This is a genomic window from Roseixanthobacter psychrophilus (genome assembly GCF_043195195.1).
Taxonomy (GTDB): Bacteria; Pseudomonadota; Alphaproteobacteria; order Rhizobiales; family Xanthobacteraceae; genus NCEH01.
In genome coordinates, this window is the sequence record NZ_JBAFWT010000006.1 from 1 (window position 1) to 18,691 (window position 18,691).

14 protein-coding genes are annotated in these 18,691 nt (G+C 62.9%); 9 read left to right on the forward strand and 5 right to left on the reverse strand.

Annotated elements, in window-relative coordinates; genetic code table 11:
* On the reverse strand, positions 1-1,643 hold a 1,643-nt coding region (locus V5F77_RS08070), incomplete at its 3' end, for an Ig-like domain-containing protein (protein WP_429004833.1).
* 975 nt (positions 1,644-2,618) lie between these two features.
* Between V5F77_RS08070 and V5F77_RS08075 the strand changes: the two genes are divergently transcribed.
* The 6 genes from V5F77_RS08075 to V5F77_RS08100 all read left to right on the forward strand — a co-directional run bounded on the left by V5F77_RS08075 (position 2,619) and on the right by V5F77_RS08100 (position 9,975).
* Positions 2,619-3,617 (forward strand): septal ring lytic transglycosylase RlpA family protein, encoded by a 999-nt coding sequence (locus V5F77_RS08075; protein WP_429004834.1) that lies wholly within the window; start codon positions 2,619-2,621, stop codon positions 3,615-3,617.
* Positions 3,598-4,872: a D-alanyl-D-alanine carboxypeptidase family protein gene (locus tag V5F77_RS08080; protein ID WP_429004835.1), complete on the forward strand. Its 1,275-nt coding sequence runs from the start codon at positions 3,598-3,600 to the stop codon at positions 4,870-4,872. The genes V5F77_RS08075 and V5F77_RS08080 overlap by 20 nt, the downstream gene beginning before the upstream one ends.
* Positions 4,869-5,531 carry a dTMP kinase gene (tmk, locus tag V5F77_RS08085; RefSeq protein ID WP_429004836.1) on the forward strand — a complete coding sequence of 221 codons (663 nt, stop codon included), beginning with the start codon at positions 4,869-4,871 and terminating at the stop codon, positions 5,529-5,531. The genes V5F77_RS08080 and tmk overlap by 4 nt, the downstream gene beginning before the upstream one ends.
* A complete protein-coding gene (locus V5F77_RS08090) occupies positions 5,528-6,565 on the forward strand; it encodes a DNA polymerase III subunit delta' (RefSeq protein WP_429004837.1) in 1,038 nt (345 codons plus the stop codon). The genes tmk and V5F77_RS08090 overlap by 4 nt, the downstream gene beginning before the upstream one ends.
* Before the next feature lie 44 nt (positions 6,566-6,609).
* Positions 6,610-8,178 carry a methionine--tRNA ligase gene (metG, locus tag V5F77_RS08095; protein WP_429004838.1) on the forward strand — a complete coding sequence of 523 codons (1,569 nt, stop codon included), beginning with the start codon at positions 6,610-6,612 and terminating at the stop codon, positions 8,176-8,178.
* A 135-nt stretch (positions 8,179-8,313) separates the two neighbouring features.
* A complete protein-coding gene (locus V5F77_RS08100) occupies positions 8,314-9,975 on the forward strand; it encodes a Na/Pi cotransporter family protein (protein ID WP_429004839.1) in 1,662 nt (553 codons plus the stop codon).
* Between the two features lie 7 nt (positions 9,976-9,982).
* Here V5F77_RS08100 and V5F77_RS08105 read toward each other — a convergent pair whose 3' ends face one another.
* The 4 genes from V5F77_RS08105 to phaC all read right to left on the reverse strand — a co-directional run bounded on the left by V5F77_RS08105 (position 9,983) and on the right by phaC (position 15,819).
* Positions 9,983-11,377 (reverse strand): GntP family permease, encoded by a 1,395-nt coding sequence (locus tag V5F77_RS08105; protein WP_429004840.1) that lies wholly within the window; start codon positions 11,375-11,377, stop codon positions 9,983-9,985.
* Between the two features lie 199 nt (positions 11,378-11,576).
* Entirely contained in the window at positions 11,577-11,918 is a 342-nt protein-coding gene (locus tag V5F77_RS08110) for a hypothetical protein (RefSeq protein ID WP_429004841.1), read from the reverse strand.
* 73 nt (positions 11,919-11,991) lie between these two features.
* A complete protein-coding gene (locus V5F77_RS08115) occupies positions 11,992-13,728 on the reverse strand; it encodes a Vps62-related protein (RefSeq protein ID WP_429004842.1) in 1,737 nt (578 codons plus the stop codon).
* Between the two features lie 282 nt (positions 13,729-14,010).
* The gene (gene phaC / locus V5F77_RS08120) at positions 14,011-15,819 is read right to left on the reverse strand and encodes a class I poly(R)-hydroxyalkanoic acid synthase (RefSeq protein ID WP_429004843.1); all 1,809 of its coding nucleotides are present in this window, start codon (positions 15,817-15,819) and stop codon (positions 14,011-14,013) included.
* Positions 15,820-16,099: 280 nt separating this feature from the next.
* Between phaC and V5F77_RS08125 the strand changes: the two genes are divergently transcribed.
* From V5F77_RS08125 to V5F77_RS08135, 3 genes are all read left to right on the forward strand, one after another.
* The gene (locus V5F77_RS08125) at positions 16,100-16,369 is read left to right on the forward strand and encodes a hypothetical protein (RefSeq protein WP_429004844.1); all 270 of its coding nucleotides are present in this window, start codon (positions 16,100-16,102) and stop codon (positions 16,367-16,369) included.
* 110 nt (positions 16,370-16,479) lie between these two features.
* Positions 16,480-17,409 carry a lipopolysaccharide heptosyltransferase II gene (gene waaF / locus V5F77_RS08130; RefSeq protein ID WP_429004845.1) on the forward strand — a complete coding sequence of 310 codons (930 nt, stop codon included), beginning with the start codon at positions 16,480-16,482 and terminating at the stop codon, positions 17,407-17,409.
* Positions 17,410-17,465: 56 nt separating this feature from the next.
* Positions 17,466-18,683, forward strand: a complete 1,218-nt coding sequence (locus tag V5F77_RS08135) for an LL-diaminopimelate aminotransferase (protein ID WP_429004846.1) — start codon at positions 17,466-17,468, stop codon at positions 18,681-18,683.
* Positions 18,684-18,691 lie beyond the last annotated feature (8 nt).

The following is an 18,691-nucleotide window of genomic DNA, read 5'->3' on the forward strand; positions in this document are numbered from 1 at the left end:
GTATAAGGCCCACTATAATTTGCGGTCGGTGTGAAAATGATATTACCGGCCAAGTTTAAGGTGATGACCCCGCTTGCAATGACAACGCTAGATCCATCGATGCTTACGTCTGTGCTATTTATCTTTGTTATTGTGAGAACATCATTGTCAACGTCCCGGTGTGGAACGGAAATTATTTGCGACTGATCTTCAGAGAAGCTGAATGATAGCGAACTCGATGACGGGGCATCGTTGACCGCGGTCATCGTGCCGTTCACCGAAGCGATGGCGATGTGACCTTGTCCGTCGCTGACCGTGTAAGTGAAACTCGGTGCCGTGACCGAATTCACCGTTGGCTGGAATATCAGAACGCCGCTCGGATCGAGCGTGATCCTTCCACCTGCGATATTCACGAAATTGTTCGGCTGGATTGCGATCCCATTAATCGCGGTGATTGTCAGCGTGTCGCCATCGGCATCCGTGTCGTTCTTCAACACGTCGATCAGCAGCAGGGTGTCCTCAATGCCCGCATAGGTGTCGTCAACAAGTAGGAGGTTCGGGGCGACCGAAAGCGCGGTCTTGGCGACATTTCCTTCAATTCCGTTCTGCGCTACCGACACCTCGAAGGCGCGTATCCCTTCGCCCCCGCTCGCGCTGCCGTTGGAGAATGTGATGGCCTGAAGCGCTGTCTGATAGTCTGCGGCGCTTGCGGTCCCGGTCAGCTGCACCGTTACCTTGGCAGGATCGCTTGCATCGACCGTGCCGGTTATCCCGGTCGGCAGAACACCGATGGCAAGATCGTCGCCGGCTTGGCGGTTGGTAAGCACCACGGTGGCGCCGGTGAGATTGCCGGTCGATGTAATGGTGACGTCGGTATCGACGATTGCGGCGCGGGCCAGCCCTTGAACGAAGCGCGCTGCGAAGTCAGCGCCTGTGGGGCCGCTGGAATTGTCCCCGTCGAGGTCGATGCGGGGCGTGGAAGTGATCACGGCTCCGGAAATGGAGATATCAAAATCGCCGTCGTGCGTGAACAAGGCCTGCTCGGTGACACTGTTCGCGGCCAACGTGTAAGTGACGATAAATGAAGATGTGTCCGAGAAGGTAAACCCGACATACGAATTCGAGGGGGCGGGCGAAATTGTATTGTTTTCCGTCCCCGATGCGGAAACGAGATTATTTGCGGCACTAATTAAAATAGACGTACTCGATGACGTGGTAAAAGACGAGAGACTATCTTGAGATGCTGTGACTGTTTCCCGTGTACTGGCGACACCGTCGATGCCGTCGATATCACCGATCTGAACATTTACATTTCCAGATATCGGAGTCTTAGTATCAGCATCTAACACGTCCCACTTAATAACAGCGGTTGCCGCGGTGCGATTTTCCGCGGATCCATTGGTCGTCAGGAAGACTATGAAGTCGTCCCCGAGCGTATCAAATCCAACGCAATCATTCGCATCGCCGACTGACAAGATCGTCGCGCGCAGACTGATGGGTTGACCATTATATGTGCCAGAGTTCAACCAGGTTGCGGTAACGCCGACATTATCTCCGGTTGTTCCGATTGCCCCCGATCCGGTGTCCAGCCTCGTGGTGATCAGGCTTCCGTGTGCATCGTGTACGATGGGTTCGCCGGACACGGATAGATTGATGACAGCCATGGGTGCCCCCTTGAGACATCAGACGCATGACGTGGCGCAGCCGCGCCCTAAGCGCCGGATGATGAGCGGTGGGGGAGGTGCGAACGCGCGATGGGGCGAGTCCACTTTGCTCATCGCTGCACGTTTTGCGTGTCATGCCCCGAGCCCTCCTGCATCTATACTGATTGCAGTGCAGCAAGGAGGTATCAATGGCCATAAATGAGGCAAAAAAGGTATTTTACAACCGGTAATCGCACTATTTCCAGGCTAAGGAGGTAATAACGTATGTCATTTAAGTGTCCGGGAGGTGCAAGGCACACCTCCCGATCGGAATATGCGCTCTAAACGCGTAAGTTGTTCCGCCTCATATTTGATTGTCATCATAACTTCATGTCTCGGAAACCCGATGTGATGCCGTAACAATTTCTGGTTGTACACATTGGGGTGACAGTTTCCTTAGGGAAATTAATTCCTTCTACGTGTAATATTCAAACATGCATCCTCTGCTTGCGTCACCCGTCGCCCGTGGTTGCTCGAGCCTGATTGAAGGCAAAATTTATTTCTCAGTCGCGGATGAAAAGGTCATGGCGGGTGCCGACGCGAGCGATGATGTGGTGCCGCTCCTGACCCGCGGGCCTCACACGGTTCGGTTCGGCATCGCAGAAAGGGAGATGAAGCGCTTCCGAGTCATTTCGTGCGCTTTGGCCTGGGGGCGCACAGGGTATGGAGCCGGACAGCACCGAAGTGCGACTTGACCACAGCGGCTCAAAAAATGGCAGGGCCTTTGCCGTATGACCCGAGGGAAGCTTGTTCTTTCAAACCCTTGGCAGATAACGCTTCATTACAGAACATTAACCATGGCCGCAGCTGCGCCGCATTTTCGCCGTGTTCCCCAGTCCATTTCTGTCATATCGAAGCCTGCCGTGACATAGTGACGGCTACCCATGGGGCGTACGGCGAGTCGGCTTGGTCGATGGCCGGTAGGACAGGGCGCACATGAAGACAGAGCACACGATCGCATCGCGGCTCCGCATCTGGCGCGGCACCTTGAGCCTCGGCGCGGTTTGCCTTCTTCTCGCGGGTTGCAGCAGTGCGAACAAGCTCGGCTCCAACATCGACCCCAAATACGGCGTATCGGCCAGTCCACGTGTGGTCGCGGACGGCCAGCCGGTGCCCAAGGGTGGCGGCGCCTATCGCGTCGGCAAGCCTTATGTGATCGGTGGGCGCACCTATGTCCCGGCCGATAATCCCAATTATAAGGCGGAAGGCATCGCCTCTTGGTATGGCGACGATTTCCACGGTCGCCTCACCGCCAATGGCGAAGTGTTCGATCGCGAATCCATTTCCGCCGCCCATCCCACTCTTCCCATGCCGTGCTATGTGCGCGTCACCAATCTCAACAACAATCATTCGATCATCGTGCGTGTGAATGACCGCGGACCGTTCCATCGCGACCGGGTGATCGACGTTTCGCATCGCACCGCCGATCTGCTGGGCTTCAGCAGCAAGGGCGTCGCGAAGGTGAAGGTGGAATATGTGGCGCGCGCGCCGATCGACGGCTCCGACGACCGGCGTCTGTCGGCCTCGCTGAGCATCAACGAGCCCGCCCAGGTGCCCACCGGTTCCGCCGTCATGGTGGCCTCCGCCGCACCGTTCGTGCCGAACCTGCCACGGGCCGTGCCGCTGGAGACGGCGAGCGAGATTCCGACACCGCCCCAGCGACCCTTCGATCTCGGACACGAGGAAGGCGAAGACGCGCCGGCGCAGCCACACCAAGCGGCGGCTCAGCCCGCGCCTTCCGTCGTGCCGGTGCGGACCGCTTCGGCGGCCTTTGCTGCACCGGCACCCGCTCCCGTTTCGGCACAGCAACGCGTCGCCTTCCAGGCTCAGCCTGCGGCGCACAGCGTGCCATCTCCCTCTGGCTGGGCCGTGGGCGCGGCCCCTGTGAGTGGTCTTAGCTATGCAGGCGTGGGGTATGATGGATCAGGGCGTTAAATCCAGCGGCCATTGCCGCGGATCGGTTACGCGCACACGCGGCCTTCTCGCTCAGTTGAACCGCTTCCTCAAACCTGCCGCCATCGCGGCAGGTTTTGCAGTTCTGGGCGCGGCCTTGCCGGTCCAGGCGCAGTCCACGTTCCAGACCTCGGTCCCGAGCGCAATCCTTGTGGACTTCTCAACCGGGGCGATCCTGTTCGACAAGGACTCGGAAAAGTCCATGCCGCCGGGCGGCATCACCAAGATCATGACGGCTGCTGTGGTGTTCGAGGATATCCATTCCGGTCGGATCACCCAGGACACCATGTTCACCGTCAGCGAAAATGCCTGGCGGCGCGGCGGTGGCCCTTCAGGTGGCGCAGCCATGTTCGCGGCGGTGAAAAGCAGCGTACGGGTCGGCGACCTGCTGACGGGTGCCCTGGTCGTCTCCGGCAACGACGCGGCGATCGCGCTCGCGGAGGGCGTCGCGGGCACCGAAGGCGAGTTCGCGGTCAAGATGAACGCCAAGGCCGAGGAACTCGGCATGACCGGCTCATCGTTCCGCAATTCCACCGGCTTTGCCGACCCGGGCCAGGTGACCACGGCGCGCGACATGGCGCAGCTCTCGCGTTATATCATTCGCACCTTTCCCGACCTGTATCCGATCTTTGCCGTGCCCGGCATCGACTGGAACAAGATTAAGCAGCGCAACCGCAATCCGCTCCTGGAGGCGGGGGTTGGGGCAGACGGACTGCATGCGTCCTGGGTGAAGGATGCCGGCTACCATCTTGTCGGCTCGGCGGTACAAAACAACCAGCGCCTGATCGCGGTGGTCATGGGTGCGCCTTCCGAGAAAGTCCGCCTGGAAGAAATGCGCCGGCTCCTTGACTGGGGCTTCCACTCCTTTGAGCACCGCGCACTTTTCGCCGCCGACGCGGAGCTTGCGCGCGCCTCGGTCTTTGGCGGCGATGTCGGGTCGGTCGGGCTGGCGGCACGCGAGCCCATTTCCCTCCTCATGCCGCGCAACAGCCAGGACAAGCTGATGGCCCGCATCACCTATCATGGCCCGTTGCGCGCGCCGGTCATGAAGGGCACCGAGGTCGCCCAGCTCGAAATCACTCGTGGCCAGCTCAAGGTGATGCAGGTGCCTTTGGTCACCATGGCCGACGTGCCGGTGGGGACCATGTGGCAGCGCGCCGTCGACGGCGCCGGCGTGCTTGTCGGCGACACCGCACGCGACCTCGGCACGAAGCTCCTGGCCAAGATCCAGAAATGACTGCCGCCCGCGGTCGCTTCATCACGCTGGAAGGCGGGGAAGGCACCGGAAAATCGACGCAGGCTCGGCTTCTGGCCGCAGCGCTGGAAAAACGCGGCATTGCGGTCCGCATTACGCGCGAGCCCGGCGGCTCGCCGCTGGCGGAACAGGTGCGCGAAGTGCTGCTTTCGGGCGCCGCGCAGCCGCTCGGGCCGCAAGGCGAAGCCGCGTTGTTTGCCGCCGCAAGGGCCGACCATGTCCGCGGGGTGATCCAGCCGGCCCTGGATGCAGGCACCTGGGTGATCTGCGACCGCTTCACCGATTCCACCCGTGTCTATCAAGGTGCCGTGGGAAAGGCAGACCCCCGCCTCTTGCGCGCTCTCGACCGGGTCAGCGTCGGGACCACCGTCCCCGACCTCACTCTGGTCCTTGATGTGCCTCCGCAGATTGGGCTTGCCCGTGCCGCTGCACGGGGGAAGGGTGCGGCGGCCGACCGCTTCGAGCGCGAGGGTGCCGACTATCATGCAGCGGTGCGCGATGCCTTCCTCGCCTTGGCGCGCGCCGAGCCGGAGCGGTGCGTGATCATCGACGCGCAAGGTGACGTGGAGCGTGTGGCAGCGCTGGTTCTGGACGCCGTGAGCGCACGCCTGAAGCTGCCCGCCGAAAGCACGGCGGCATGACCGGCCCGGTCGAGGGCGACCGCCTCGCTGGCGCGCTGCACCCCCGCGAGCAGCCGCTCCTCTTCGGCCATGAGGCTGTGGAGGCAGACCTGCTCGGCGACTGGCGCTCGGGGCGCTTTCCCCATGCGTTGCTGATCGGTGGCGCGGAGGGCATCGGCAAGGCGACGCTCGCCTACCGTATCGCCCGCTTCGTGCTTTCCGGTGCGCCCGCAGGGCCGGACCGCCATGATTTCGCGATGGATGCCCGCGCGCCCGTCGCCAGACAGGTCGCGGCACTGACACATCCGGACCTGCTCGCGATCCGCCGTGTTCCGGAAGCAGGCGAAGACAAGATCCCCACCATGATCCCCGCCGAGATGGTACGGCGGGTGCGCGCCTTCTTCGGCGCGACGGCCTCCTCCGGCGGCTGGCGAGTATGCATCGTAGATGCGGTGGACGATCTCAACGCCGCCGGTGCGAACGCGTTACTGAAGACGCTTGAAGAGCCCCCGCCGCGCTCCCTGTTCCTCTTGGTGTCCCACGCCCCTGGCCGGGTGCTGCCGACAATCCGCTCGCGCACGCGCCTGGTGCGGCTGCGTGAACTTGCGGTCCCGGACGTGCTTGCGGCCCTCGACCATCTGCGGGCGGAAATTCCCGATCTCGATCCGGCCCGCCTGCCTCAGGCTGCGGAGGCGAGTGGCGGCAGCGTTCGACGGGCACTGATCCTGGCTCGGGGAGAGGGCATGGAGGTGCGGGCCGCCACCTTGCGCCTCCTGGATCAATTGCCGAAAGCACGGCCGGACGAGATGCACGCACTCGGCGCGCGCCTGCAAGGCGATCGCGGCGACGGGTTCGACCTGTTCGTCGAGGCGGTGAGCGACTGGATCGCGCAAACCGCGACCGAAGGCCAATGGGAGCGCGGGCGCCTTGTCCGCCTGGGTGAGGTGTGGGAGAAGGTTCGGCGCGCGGCGGGCGAGGCGGACACGTTCAATCTCGACCGCAAGGCGTTGGTCTTTCGCATTTTCACCGAGCTGGCCGAGGCCGCGCGCGCCTGAGCGCGAACCAAGGCGAGCCTCCTCGCGCATCCAAGCGGGCCGCCATGTCGTCGAAGCCGAAGTTCTACATCACCACCGCCATCGCCTATCCCAACGGCGTGCCCCACATGGGTCATGCCTATGAGGCGATCGCTACCGATTGCATCGCCCGATTCAAGCGGCTCGACGGCTATGACGTGCGCTTCCTCACCGGGACCGACGAGCACGGCATCAAGATGTTGCAGACCGCCCAGAAGGCGGGCCTCACGCCACAGGAACTCCTGGCGCGCAATGTGCCGCGCTTCGAGGCCATGGTGGAGGCGTTCGGCCTCTCCGTGGACGACTTCATCCGCACCACGGAAGAGCGCCACAAGAAGTCCTGCCAGGCGATCTGGGAAAAAATGGCGGCGAATGGGGACATCTATAAGTCCACCTATGCCGGCTGGTATTCAGTGCGCGACGAGGCCTATTACGCCGAGGATGAAACCCAGGTGAATACCGATGGCGTACGCCTCGGACCCCAGGGCACGCCGGTGGAATGGGTGGAAGAGGAAAGCTATTTCTTCCGTCTCTCGGCCTACCAACAGAAGCTGCTGGACCATTACGCCGCAAATCCCGATTTCATCGCGCCCGACGCGCGCCGCAACGAGGTGGTGAGCTTCGTTTCGGGCGGTCTCCAGGATCTCTCGATCTCGCGGACCACGTTCGACTGGGGCATTCCCGTGCCGGGAGACCCCAAGCACATCATGTATGTGTGGGTGGATGCGCTGACCAACTATATCACCGCGCTCGGCTATCCCGATACGCAGGGCGAATTGTTCGCCAAATATTGGCCGGCGGACGTGCATGTGATCGGCAAGGACATCACGCGCTTCCATGCGGTCTATTGGCCGGCCTTCCTCTGGTCGGCGGGGCTGGCGGCGCCCAGGCGGGTGTTCGGCCACGGCTTCCTGTTCAATCGCGGGGAGAAGATGTCCAAGTCGGTGGGCAACGTGGTCGATCCGTTCGACCTCGTGAAAGCCTATGGCGTGGACGCGGTGCGCTATTTCTTCCTGCGCGAAGTCTCGTTCGGCCAGGACGGCTCCTATAGCCATGAGTCCATCGTCACGCGCATGAATGCGGACCTCGCCAACGACCTCGGCAATCTGGCACAGCGCTCGCTGTCCATGATCTCCAAGAATCTTGACGGGGTCGTGCCCGAGCCTGGCCCGCTCTCGGCCGAGGATGAGGCCATTCTCGCGGAGGCCGATGGGATGATCGCCAAGGCCCGCGAGGCCATGGACGTCCAGGCGATCCACCATTATCTGGCGGCGGTGTGGGCGGTTGTGGCGGACGCCAACCGCTATTTTGCCGCCGCGGCCCCCTGGGCGCTGCGCAAGACCGATCCCGAGCGCATGAAGACTGTGCTCTGGACCACAGCGGAAGTGATCCGCCAGGTGGCGATCCTCGCCCAACCGGTGATGCCGGAAAGCGCGGGCCGCATGCTCGATCTGCTGGTCCTGCCGGCGGGCGAGCGGGATTTCTCCCGTCTCGGCGGCGCGCATCGGTTGGCTGGAGGCGTGGTGATCCCAGCCCCCGTGGGGATTTTTCCCCGTTATGTCGAGCCGGAAGGCGAGGCGGCTCCACCGGCCTGAAGGCGGCGGACCCGTCTCCCGATTGTATGCGGCGACTGCGCGGAAACGGCTCGCCTTCCGGCTCCATGCGATGAACACTGGCCGAAGGCACCGCAAGCGCGATTGCCCGAGATCCAAGCAAGGCGACCCTCCGGGATGAATATCTCGCTGACCCTCCTGAACCTCGCCGGTGCCATCGCCCTGCTGCTGTGGGGCACGCACATGGTGCAGTCTGGCATCCAGCGCACCTTCGGGCCGAAGCTGCGGACCGTGCTCGGCAATGCGTTGAAGAGCCAGCCGCGGGCTTTCATTGCCGGCCTCGGCGTGACGGCGGTGCTCCAATCCAGCACCGCTACCGGGCTCATGGTCTCCGGCTTTGCCGCCGCCGGGCTTGTGGACCTTGTACCGGCGCTCGCAGTGATGCTCGGCGCGAATGTCGGGACGACGCTGATCGTCCAGGTGCTCTCGTTCGACGGTGCGGCGTTTTCTCCGGCGCTGATCCTGGTGGGCGTGATGATGTTTCGGCGCGGCGGCGTCGAGCGCACGCGGGATATCGGCCGCGTGTTCATCGGGCTTGGGCTGATGCTGCTGGCGCTTCATCAATTGCTGGAATTGATGACGCCTTATGAAGATGCGCCGAGCCTGCGCCTGTTCCTCGGCGCAATCGCCACTATGCCGCTGATCGACGTGCTGCTGGCGGCGGTAGTGACCTGGGCGGCGCATTCCAGCGTCGCGGTGATCCTGCTGATCATGTCCTTCGCCAGCAAGGGCGTGGTGCCACCCGAAGCGGCGTTCGCCCTGGTGCTGGGCGCCAATATCGGCTCCGCCATCAATCCGGTGCTGGAGGGCGCTTCCGGTGGCGGCCCGGCCGCGCGGCGCCTGCCGGTGGGCAATCTCATCAACCGCATTCTCGGCACCGTCATCGTCCTGGCATTCCTCGGTCCCATCGGCGAGCTGATGGTGACGCTGCAGCCGGATAACGGCCGAGCCGTGGCCGACTTCCACACCTTGTTCAACCTCGTGCTAGCGCTGCTGTTCTTTCCGCTTCTCGGTCCGTTCGCCAAGCTGCTGGAAAAGCTCATGCCGGCCCATGTGGACCTCGCCGATCCCTCGCGCCCGCTCTATCTCGATCCCGCCGCGCGGGAGGTGCCTGTCGTGGCGCTGGGTGCCGCGTCGCGCGAGGCCATGCGGCTGGCCGATCTATTGGAGGCGATGCTGAAGGATTCCTTGGCGGCGGTAGTCGGCGGGGACCTCAGCCATGTCGCTCAGATCAAGCGCAACGAAGACATCATCGACAGCCTGAACAGCGCCATCCGAGGCTATCTCACCGGGCTCGACCCGAACGACCTGTCCGAGGCGGATCAGGCTCGGCTTCAGCGCATCCTCACCTTCTCTACGCAGATGGAGCAGGCGGGCGACATGGTAGAGAGCAATCTGCTGATCCATGCCGACAAGCGGGTGAAGCGCGGCCTCGCCTTCTCGCCCCAGAGCGAGACGGAGGTGCGCGCGCTGATGGAGCGGCTGGTCGCGAACCTGCGGCTTGCCAGCTCCCTGTTCATGACCGAGGATCCGCGGGCCGCGCGCCTCCTGGCCGAGGAAAAATCCGTGTTCCGGACTGCGGAGGCCGAGGGGACCAAATCCCATCTGGAGCGCATGCGCAGCGGGCAGACCGATTCCATCGAGACGTCCTCGCTGCATCTCGATCTGCTCAGCGACATGAAGCAGATAAACAGCCACATCGTGGCCGCCGCCGCCTATCCCGTGCTGGAACAGAGCGGCGACCTGCTGCCGAGCCGGATCGCCTCCGACCCGATCTGACCCGGCCTCAGACGAGGCCGGTGAGGTAATAGAAGGCGATTACGAAGAACACGGCGGCGGTCTTGGTGAGGGTGATGGCGAAGATGTCGCCATAGGACTGCTTGTGCGAGAGGCCGCACACCGCCAGCAGCGTGATGACCGCGCCGTTATGGGGCAAGGTATCCATGCCGCCCGAAGCCATGGCGGCAACGCGGTGCATCACCTCCATGGGGATGCCGGCGGCATTGGCGGCGCTGATGAATTGTTCGGACATGGCCGCGAGCGCGATCGAAAGCCCGCCCGAGGCCGATCCGGTGATGCCGGCAAGTGCCGTGATCGAGATGGCTTCGTTGATCAGTGGGTTCGGAATGGCAGCAAGCGCATTTTTGATCACCATGAAGCCGGGCAGGGCCGCGATGACAGCGCCGAAGCCGTATTCGGATGCGGTGTTGAGGCCGGCCAGAAGCGCACCGGCCACTGCCGCTTTCGAGCCGTCGGCGAACTGCAGGGCCACCGGGCGGAAGGCAAACAGAAAGACCGTCAGGATGCCGAGCAGCAAGGCCCCCTGTACCGCCCAGATGGCGACCACCGACGCGGTCGGCATGGAGATCGCATGCTCGCCGGGGGTCAGCAGGGCGGTAGCCGTGTCACCATAGGCGAGCGGGATGAGGTGGCCGAGGGCGAGATTGGCGATCCCGACCACCACCAGCGGCAGGATAGCGAGCAGCGGGCTGACGCCGGGGCCCGCGGCGGCCTGCGGGGTGGGCTCCTGCGTGTGCCCCTCGCCATAGCCTTCCCCTTTGGCTAAGGCCTGCTTGCGGCGAAAATTCAGATAGGAGAGCCCCACCAGCAGGATAAACGCGCTGCCGACAAGGCCGAGGATCGGCGCGGCATAGGCGGTGGTCTTGAAGAACGTGGTGGGGATGATGTTCTGGATCTGCGGCGTGCCGGGCATCGCGTCCATTGTGAAGGAGAAGGCGCCGAGCGCAATGGTGGCCGGGAGCAGGCGCTTGGGAATCCCCACCTGGCGGAACAGTTCCGCGCCGAAGGGATAAACCGCAAACACCACCACGAACAGCGAAACGCCGCCATAGGTGAGGATGGCGCCCACCAGCACGATCGCGAGCATCGCGCGGGACTGGCCGAGAATGCCTATTGCGGCCGAGACGATGGACCGCGAGAAGCCCGAGAGTTCGATTACTTTGCCGAACACCGCGCCGAGCAGGAAGACCGGGAAGTAGAGTTTGATGAATCCGACCATCTTGTCCATGAACAGGCCGGAATAGATGACCGGCACGGCGGCCGGATCGGTCAGCAGCACCGCGCCGAGGGCTGCAACCGGTGCAAACAGGATCACGCTGAAGCCGCGATACGCGACGAACATCAAAAACGCGAGCGCGCCCAAACAGATGAGGAAACTCATCGTCCATCCCTTCGCCCTGAGGACATCGCCGGCAAGCCGGTCCACCGGCATGCCGCGGCGAGGTGCAGATGCGAACGTTCGCACCTGCACCCGCTCTGTAGGGATGGAAACTGACGGGCATGCGACATTCGCGCAAGCCCGTGCCCGAGGCGGACGGAACATGCGTCCCGCAATCCCCAAATGGTTTGGCCAGCGGCTCTTATCGCGGGCAAGCCTTTGAGGCGGAGGGCAGCTTTGAGAGGGCGTTCTGCGTGATTGCCCGCTTCTGGTCCGGCTCGCTCCCCGCCGCGCTGCATCTGAGCTCGCCGCGAACCTGCTGCCCTGTCGCGCGACCGTTGCAATAGACCGGGAACGTCCAGGTGACGTAGGTTTGGCTTGCGCCAATGGCCCTTACGCAGTTGTGGCAATACTGAATAGTGTCTCTGGAGTTGCCTGGGTTGCGGCAGAAATAGCTGAGCCGTTCGCCGATCCTCCAGGTGTCGGCCTCCGCGAGGCCTGAACCGGCAAGAAGCAGGGCTCCGGCGCCCAGGATGGCGAGCATGCGCTTACGTCCCATAGGAAGGGTCATTTTTGGTCTCCGCAGATGAGGAAGGAGAGGAGGAAAGAAGGCGGGGTCAGCCCTCGAGCAACTCGGCCTTGAGGGTCACGGGGAAGCCTTTCGGGTCGTTCCAATAGTCGAAGGCGTGGAACAAGGATAAGGCGAGCCCGCTGAGGGGCGTCTTCGGCTCGACCGGATAGATCTCCACCTCGCGGTCGCCGACGCGCACCGCCCCGCTCACCTCTCCCGCACTCAGCATCCGCCAACCGGAAACCAAAGGATTGAACCCGGTGGTCAGGAACTCGGTTTTGCCGATGGTGTTGGACCAGACAGATCCACCATATTTGGCGGCTTCGGTATCCACTTCGCGCACGCAGCGGAAATCATCCAGCGGCGGGCGCTTCCACGATGGCGATACGATGTGTCCGAGGGCGACATAGCCATCGGGTGGGACCATCCTCCAGATGCTGAATTCGCGGAATCCGCTGCCCGCAGACGACCAGACCTGGATGCAATCGACCGGAGGCATGAGCAGCGTCCTGGTGGGGCTTGGGTCCTTCACAAGATAGGTGCGCCCCCGGGCTTGGCCGTAATGGTTCTCCACCACATGGCCCAGCAAGAAGAAATCCTTCTGTTGCGCGCTCCGCACAGGCACATAGACGGTCATGTCATTCGCCGTTCCCATGCCCTTGTCGGAAAGCAAGGTGGTGAAGGTGTCGCACTTGGCGAGCTTCAGTTTGCTTTCGATGGCATAGATGATGCCGGCATTGCGCTGTTTCAGGAACTGGCGCGCGAGCGCTTCCACCTTACGGGCGCGTTCCGGTTTGCTGCAGAGCGTCCAGATCGGCATCAGGGCGCCCTTGGTTTCGAAACCGCAAAGGGTGGGTGCCTCGTCGATTGTCGCGGCCCAGTCTGGAATTTGCTCCTGATTCAGTACCGCGCTCTTGCCCCCGACCGAGAGCCAGGAAACGGATTCGGTATTCTTCTTGAACGTTTCGCTCAGTTCCTTGTTGCGCTCGGCGCGAGCTGTGACCGATCCGGTCGGGGCCTTGGGCGCATCCTCTCCGCCGGAAGTGAGGCCGGCGCTGCTATCGAAGGATGCCTTGATGGAGGCCTCCACCTTCTCGATCCGCGACGATTCGGCAGACTTGAGAACGGTGGTGCAGTCGCAATAGCCGCCGTAGAGGCTCTCGCGGACGAAGTGCGTTCCGAATTGCTCGAAAAAGTCCGCCAGCTCTTCATCCGTGCCGTCGAGGATGGCGGCAACCTCAGGCCGGACGAAGGTCTTGTAATTGGTCGGCAGCGACACCCGCGCGATGGTCCGCATGAAGCGCAGGGTCAGGAGGCTGGAGGTGGTCTTCAGCGTGCGGGAGTCGGTCACCGCGGTGGAAATCGCGCCCGAGAAGCCGCCGTATGAGGCGTCGAGGCCCAGCTTGTCCGTAACCTCCGAAGCGTATTGATCGGCCGTGGAGCCGAAAATGCGACTATATCCCTGGGTCGGCAGAGCCATCCATTCCAACTGCGCGCGTGCCGTCACCGTGCCGTCCGCGCTGCGCTTGACGATGACGAATTCGAAATCGTCATCGCCCGTGGCTTCGACCTGCAGGTCGAACAGCAGGCCACGGAGGGCTTGGCGGATGTTGAGGCCCCGGCTGACGTCATATCCATGACCAACGCCGGCATCGTTCTTCTTGTTGGCAATCACGGACAACCGGCTTGGGCCGCTTCCACCTCCGCTGCCGCCCTTCGGCTTGGCTTTTTTGATGTCGTCCTTCTTCTCCGCCCCGATGGGTTCCAGTTCGCCATCCGACATTGTGGTCTCTCCCTGAGTGACGGCGCGGCGAGCTCCGGTCTGACATCAACGGCATGCGCCGGCCGCACCCGACGAAGGGATGCGTGGCAACAAGGCGTCGTAGGGCAAACAGCCCGTTTCCTGATGTGGCACGGGCCTGCAGCATCCGTGGAGGGACTATGAGATGCACACCAAAAACGTGCAATAAATATTTGTTACAATCAGAAGGATTTCCAGGGCCAAAAAAAAGCACGCGGTGGGCACAACACCGCGTGCACTGCAATGGCTCAGATGGCGCTCAGGTCATGAGCGTTCGCGCACGTATCGCCCGGGGGCATCCTCAATAGGGTGCAATACCCCGCCGCCGGGCTCGCGGGCCGGAGCCTCGTCTCCATGCAAGGCGGAAAACCACTGCATCCAGTCCGGCCACCAGGAACCGGCCTCCTCTTTCGCAGCAGAAAGCCAGTCCTCATAGGCGCCGCCCACCGAACCACCGATCCAATGCTGGTACTTCACCTTGGCGGGCGGATTTACAACCCCCGCGATATGTCCCGACCCGGCCAAAACGAATCGCACCGGACCGCCAAGTAGCCCGGCGCCGATGAAGGCGGACTTGGGCGGGGCGATGTGATCCTCGCGAGTGGCAAGCGAATAGACCGGGATATTCACCTTGTGCATGTCGATGGGTACGCCGGCGATGCGTGCGAGGCCCTTGGCGATGTTGTTCTCCAGGTAGCAATTGCGCAGGTAATAAGAATGGTTCGCCGCCGGCATGCGGGTCGAATCGGCATTCCAATACAACAGGTCGAACGGGAAGGGCTGCTGGCCCTTCATGTAATTGTTCACAACGTATGGCCAAATCAGATCGTTGGAGCGCAGCATATTGAAGGCCGATGCCATCTTGCGGCCTTCCAGATAGCCGGTTTCCTGCATCTTTCGCTCGATGACGCTGAGCTGCTCCTCGTCGACGAACACCTTCAGGTCGCCCGCGTGGGTGAAGTCGATTTGAGTCGTGAGAAAGGTGGCACTCGGGATGCGGTCGTCGCCCGCTGCAGCCATGTAGGCCAGGGTTACCGCCAATAGCGTACCGCCCACGCAATAGCCCATGGTATGGACTTGGTGCTCGCCGGTGGCTTTCTCGATGGCGTCGAGGGCGGCCATGATGCCCTCGCGCATGTAATCGTCGAACCCCTTGGCCGCGAGTCGTGCATCGGGATTGACCCAAGAGATGACGAACACCGTCAATCCCTGGTCCACCAGCCATTTGATGAAGGATTTCTCGGGATTGAGGTCGAGGATATAGAATTTGTTGATCCACGGCGGCACGAGCAGCACGGGGGTCTTCTTCACGTTCGGCGTCGTCGGCGTATACTGAATGAGTTGCATCAGCTCAGTCTCGAACACCACCTTGCCGGGCGTGGTGGCAAGGTTGCGCCCGACCTCGAACGCCGAGAGGTCAGTCTGGCGGATGCGCAGGTCGCCCTTGCCCTCGATCAGGTCCTCGGTGAAGTGCCTCATGCCCCGCACCAGGTTCTCGCCGTTGGAATTGAGCGTCTCGCGCAGCAGTTCCGGGTTGGTGAGGATGAAGTTGGAGGGCGAGATGGCGTTGGTGAACTGGCGCATGAGGAACTCGGCCTTGTGCTTCACATGGGGGTCGAGGCCGTCGGCCTCCTTCACCATGGAATCGGCCCAGCGTGTGGTCACGAGATAGGTCTGCTTCAGCGCGTCGAAGAACGGGTTTGAGTTCCACTCCGGGTCCTTGAAACGGGCGTCTTTCGGGTCGGGCGTCGTTACGGTTTCGGCGGGCTCGCCGGACATCTTCTTCAACGCCGCCGACCAGACCGAGATATAATTAGTCATGAGACGCGACTGCGCCTCCGCCGTGCGCTGAGGGTCGGACATCCAATATTCCGCGACCTGGCCGAACGTTTTCAGTGCGTCGGCGATGTCGTCGGCCATATCGTCTTTTTTTGTGCCCGCTTCCCGGGGCCGGATATATGCCGCCATCGCTTTGCCGCCTTCCTCGATCAATTGAGCAAGGTTGTGGGCAAAAGCGTCCATATCGAGCCGGGCAGGGCGGACGGCGGGCGTGAGGTCCTTTGGCGCGGACATGGTCAATCCTTGGACGTCGGCCCCGCATCCGCGATCTTCTCGCAAGACCGTGGCGGAGCCTGTTTCGCGTTTCCTGGTTCGGGCATATTAGCTGGCCGCATCGGCTGGGGCGAGGAGCTTCGTCTGCGGCGGATGGGTGAAATTATTCCAATGGCGCTGTCGCTTGGCTGGAGGAGTATTGATGTTAAGGCCCTCCAGTTTGGATGAGGAATGCGGGAAAACAATGAATAGCGTTCGGCGCCAGACATTTTCGGCTGTCCGCCGCCCGGCGGGCCGGTCCTTGCGCGCCGCAGCGGCCGCATCCAGCCTTTTGCTGGCCCTCACCCTCGGCGGTTGCGCGGGCGAATCCCTTTTCGGACCTAAAGTGCCGGACATTCCGAAGGTCGAGGCCGGTGACTTCCCGAACTTCTCGGTCCCTCCCACCCCGAGGCCACCGCCGCTGTCGCCCGCCGACTTGGCGCGCGTGCAGGCCGAGCTCGAGAATTCCGCGCTGGAAGCCCAGCGCCGGCTTCAACAGGCCGACATCGACGCGCAGAAAGATCAGCCGTGAGCCCCTCCGCTTCGCCCGGGGCCGCGACCGGCCGGGGCACCAATGCCTTCCTGATCGCAGGGTTCGGCGGGATCGGCGATCATATCCGCTGCTTCGCACTTGCCCGCCACGTGGCGCGCCGCCATCCCGGCGTTGCCATTGATTTCCTATGCCGCAGCCCGACCGACCGACTGGTGCGTTTTGTCCCCGAACTGCGCAAGGCCTGGGTCGACGATACGCCCCATCGCGCTCTCGGCCTGCAGGAGAAGTTCGACCTCGCCAGCCGGTTGCGCGGCGAAAAGTATCGTCGCGTCTATGTCGTGAGCCGCACATACAAGGCAGCGATCGTCCCGTTCCTGGCCGGAATCCCGCAGCGGGTGGGCTGGTTTGGGGAAGGGCGCCTGTTTGTGATCAATCAGGTCCGCTGGGGCGAGAAGGAGATCCATGGCGAGACCGAGAAGGTCTGCGCCCTGGCGCGCGAGCCCGGTGAGGTGATGGAAGCCATTCTCCCGCCGCGCCTCAAAGTGCAGCCGGCGGATCTCTACGCCTGGCAGAAGAGCAACCAGATACCAGCCGATGGCCGGCCTGTGCTGGCGATTGCGCCTGGCGCCTATAATGTGAAACGTCTGTGGCCGGCGCAGCGCTTTGCCGAAATCGCTGCGGCCTTTGCGGCACGCGGGTTTTCGGTATGGGTGCTTGGTGGTCCGGCTGAGGCAGAGGCGGCCCGCATCATTGCTGCCGCGGCCCCGGTGCGCGATTTTACCACCACCCCGCTGGAGGAAGCCGTGTTCCAGGTCGCCAGCTCCAGTGTCGTGCTGGGCAATGATTCGGGCATGCTGCACCTGACGGGGGCGCTTGAGGTTCCCTGCGTCGGCCTGTTTGGCCCGACGGTGTGTGCGATTACAGGCCCGAGCAACACCTGCGTGCGAGAAGTGCGTCCACCGCGAGGCAGTCTTGACCTAACGCAAATCCCGGTTCGGGCGGTCGAAGACGCGCTTTTGATGCAAATCTCGCACCTGCAGCATTCGATGAGCACTTTTTCCTTCACCGAACAGTGGTAGAACGCTCGTTCGCCGCGCCGGGAGAGAAGGGCGCGCGGCCTTGGAGCTTGACTGAGATGACCGATTTCCACCGCATTCGCCGGCTGCCGCCCTACGTGTTCGAGCAGGTGAATCGTGTGAAGGCCGCCGCCCGCAACAATGGCGCCGACATCGTCGACCTCGGCATGGGCAATCCGGACCTCGACGCGCCGGCCCATGTGATCGAGAAACTGAAGGAAACCATCGGCAAGCCGCGCACCGATCGGTATTCGGCCTCCAAGGGCATTCCCGGCCTGCGACGGGCGCAGGCCGCCTATTATGCGCGACGGTTTGGCGTAAAGCTGGATCCGGACCGTCAGGTGGTCGCCACCCTCGGCTCCAAGGAGGGCTTCGCCAACATGGCACAGGCCATAACGGCGCCGGGCGACGTGATCCTCACGCCCAATCCCAGCTATCCCATCCACGCCTTCGGCTTCCTCATGGCGGGCGGCGTGATCCGCTCCGTGCCTGTGGAACCGGATGCCGGCTTCTTCCATGCCATGGAGCGAGCGGTCCAGCATTCGATCCCGAAGCCCATCGCCGTCGTGCTGTGCTATCCGTCCAACCCCACCGCGACGGTGGCGAGCCTGGATTTCTACAAGGACGTGGTAGCCTTCGCGAAGAAGAACGACCTCATCATCCTCTCCGACCTCGCCTATGCGGAGCTTTATTACGGCGACACTCCGCCGCCCTCGGTGCTGCAGGTTCAAGGCGCCATGGACGTGACGGTGGAGTTCACCTCCATGTCCAAGACCTATTCCATGGCCGGCTGGCGCATGGGATTTGCGGTCGGCAACGACCGGCTGATTGCCGCACTCTCTCGGGTGAAGTCCTATCTGGATTATGGGGCCTATACGCCGATCCAGGTGGCAGCGACCGCCGCCCTGAACGGTCCGCAGGATTGCATCGTCGAGATGCGCGAGACTTACAAGCGTCGCCGCGACGCCCTGGTGGAGAGCTTCGGCCGCGCTGGCTGGACCATTCCGGCACCCGAGGCGTCCATGTTCGCCTGGGCGCCAATTCCCGAGCCTTTCCGTGCCATGGGCAGCGTAGAATTCGCCAAGCTCCTGATTGAAAAGGCGGAGGTTGCGGTCGCCCCGGGTGTCGGCTTCGGAGAGCACGGCGACGATTTCGTTCGCATTGCGGTCGTGGAGAACGAGCAGCGGATCCGACAGGCGGCGCGCAACGTCCGCCGGTTCTTCGAGACCGCCGGCACTACGCTGCACAATGTTGTACCGCTGAGCGCAGCCCGCTGATCGCATTA

What these genes read in the sequence shown, in the direction of transcription:
- V5F77_RS08075 (WP_429004834.1), top strand. Translation starts at nt 2,619, where the DNA reads ATGAAGACAGAGCACACGATCGCATCGCGGCTCCGCATCTGGCGCGGC.
- V5F77_RS08080 (WP_429004835.1), top strand. Translation starts at nt 3,598, where the DNA reads ATGATGGATCAGGGCGTTAAATCCAGCGGCCATTGCCGCGGATCGGTT.
- tmk (WP_429004836.1), top strand. Translation starts at nt 4,869, where the DNA reads ATGACTGCCGCCCGCGGTCGCTTCATCACGCTGGAAGGCGGGGAAGGC.
- V5F77_RS08090 (WP_429004837.1), top strand. Translation starts at nt 5,528, where the DNA reads ATGACCGGCCCGGTCGAGGGCGACCGCCTCGCTGGCGCGCTGCACCCC.
- metG (WP_429004838.1), top strand. Translation starts at nt 6,610, where the DNA reads ATGTCGTCGAAGCCGAAGTTCTACATCACCACCGCCATCGCCTATCCC.
- V5F77_RS08100 (WP_429004839.1), top strand. Translation starts at nt 8,314, where the DNA reads ATGAATATCTCGCTGACCCTCCTGAACCTCGCCGGTGCCATCGCCCTG.
- V5F77_RS08105 (WP_429004840.1), bottom strand. Translation starts at nt 11,377, where the DNA reads ATGAGTTTCCTCATCTGTTTGGGCGCGCTCGCGTTTTTGATGTTCGTC.
- V5F77_RS08110 (WP_429004841.1), bottom strand. Translation starts at nt 11,918, where the DNA reads ATGCTCGCCATCCTGGGCGCCGGAGCCCTGCTTCTTGCCGGTTCAGGC.
- V5F77_RS08115 (WP_429004842.1), bottom strand. Translation starts at nt 13,728, where the DNA reads ATGTCGGATGGCGAACTGGAACCCATCGGGGCGGAGAAGAAGGACGAC.
- phaC (WP_429004843.1), bottom strand. Translation starts at nt 15,819, where the DNA reads ATGTCCGCGCCAAAGGACCTCACGCCCGCCGTCCGCCCTGCCCGGCTC.
- V5F77_RS08135 (WP_429004846.1), top strand. Translation starts at nt 17,466, where the DNA reads ATGACCGATTTCCACCGCATTCGCCGGCTGCCGCCCTACGTGTTCGAG.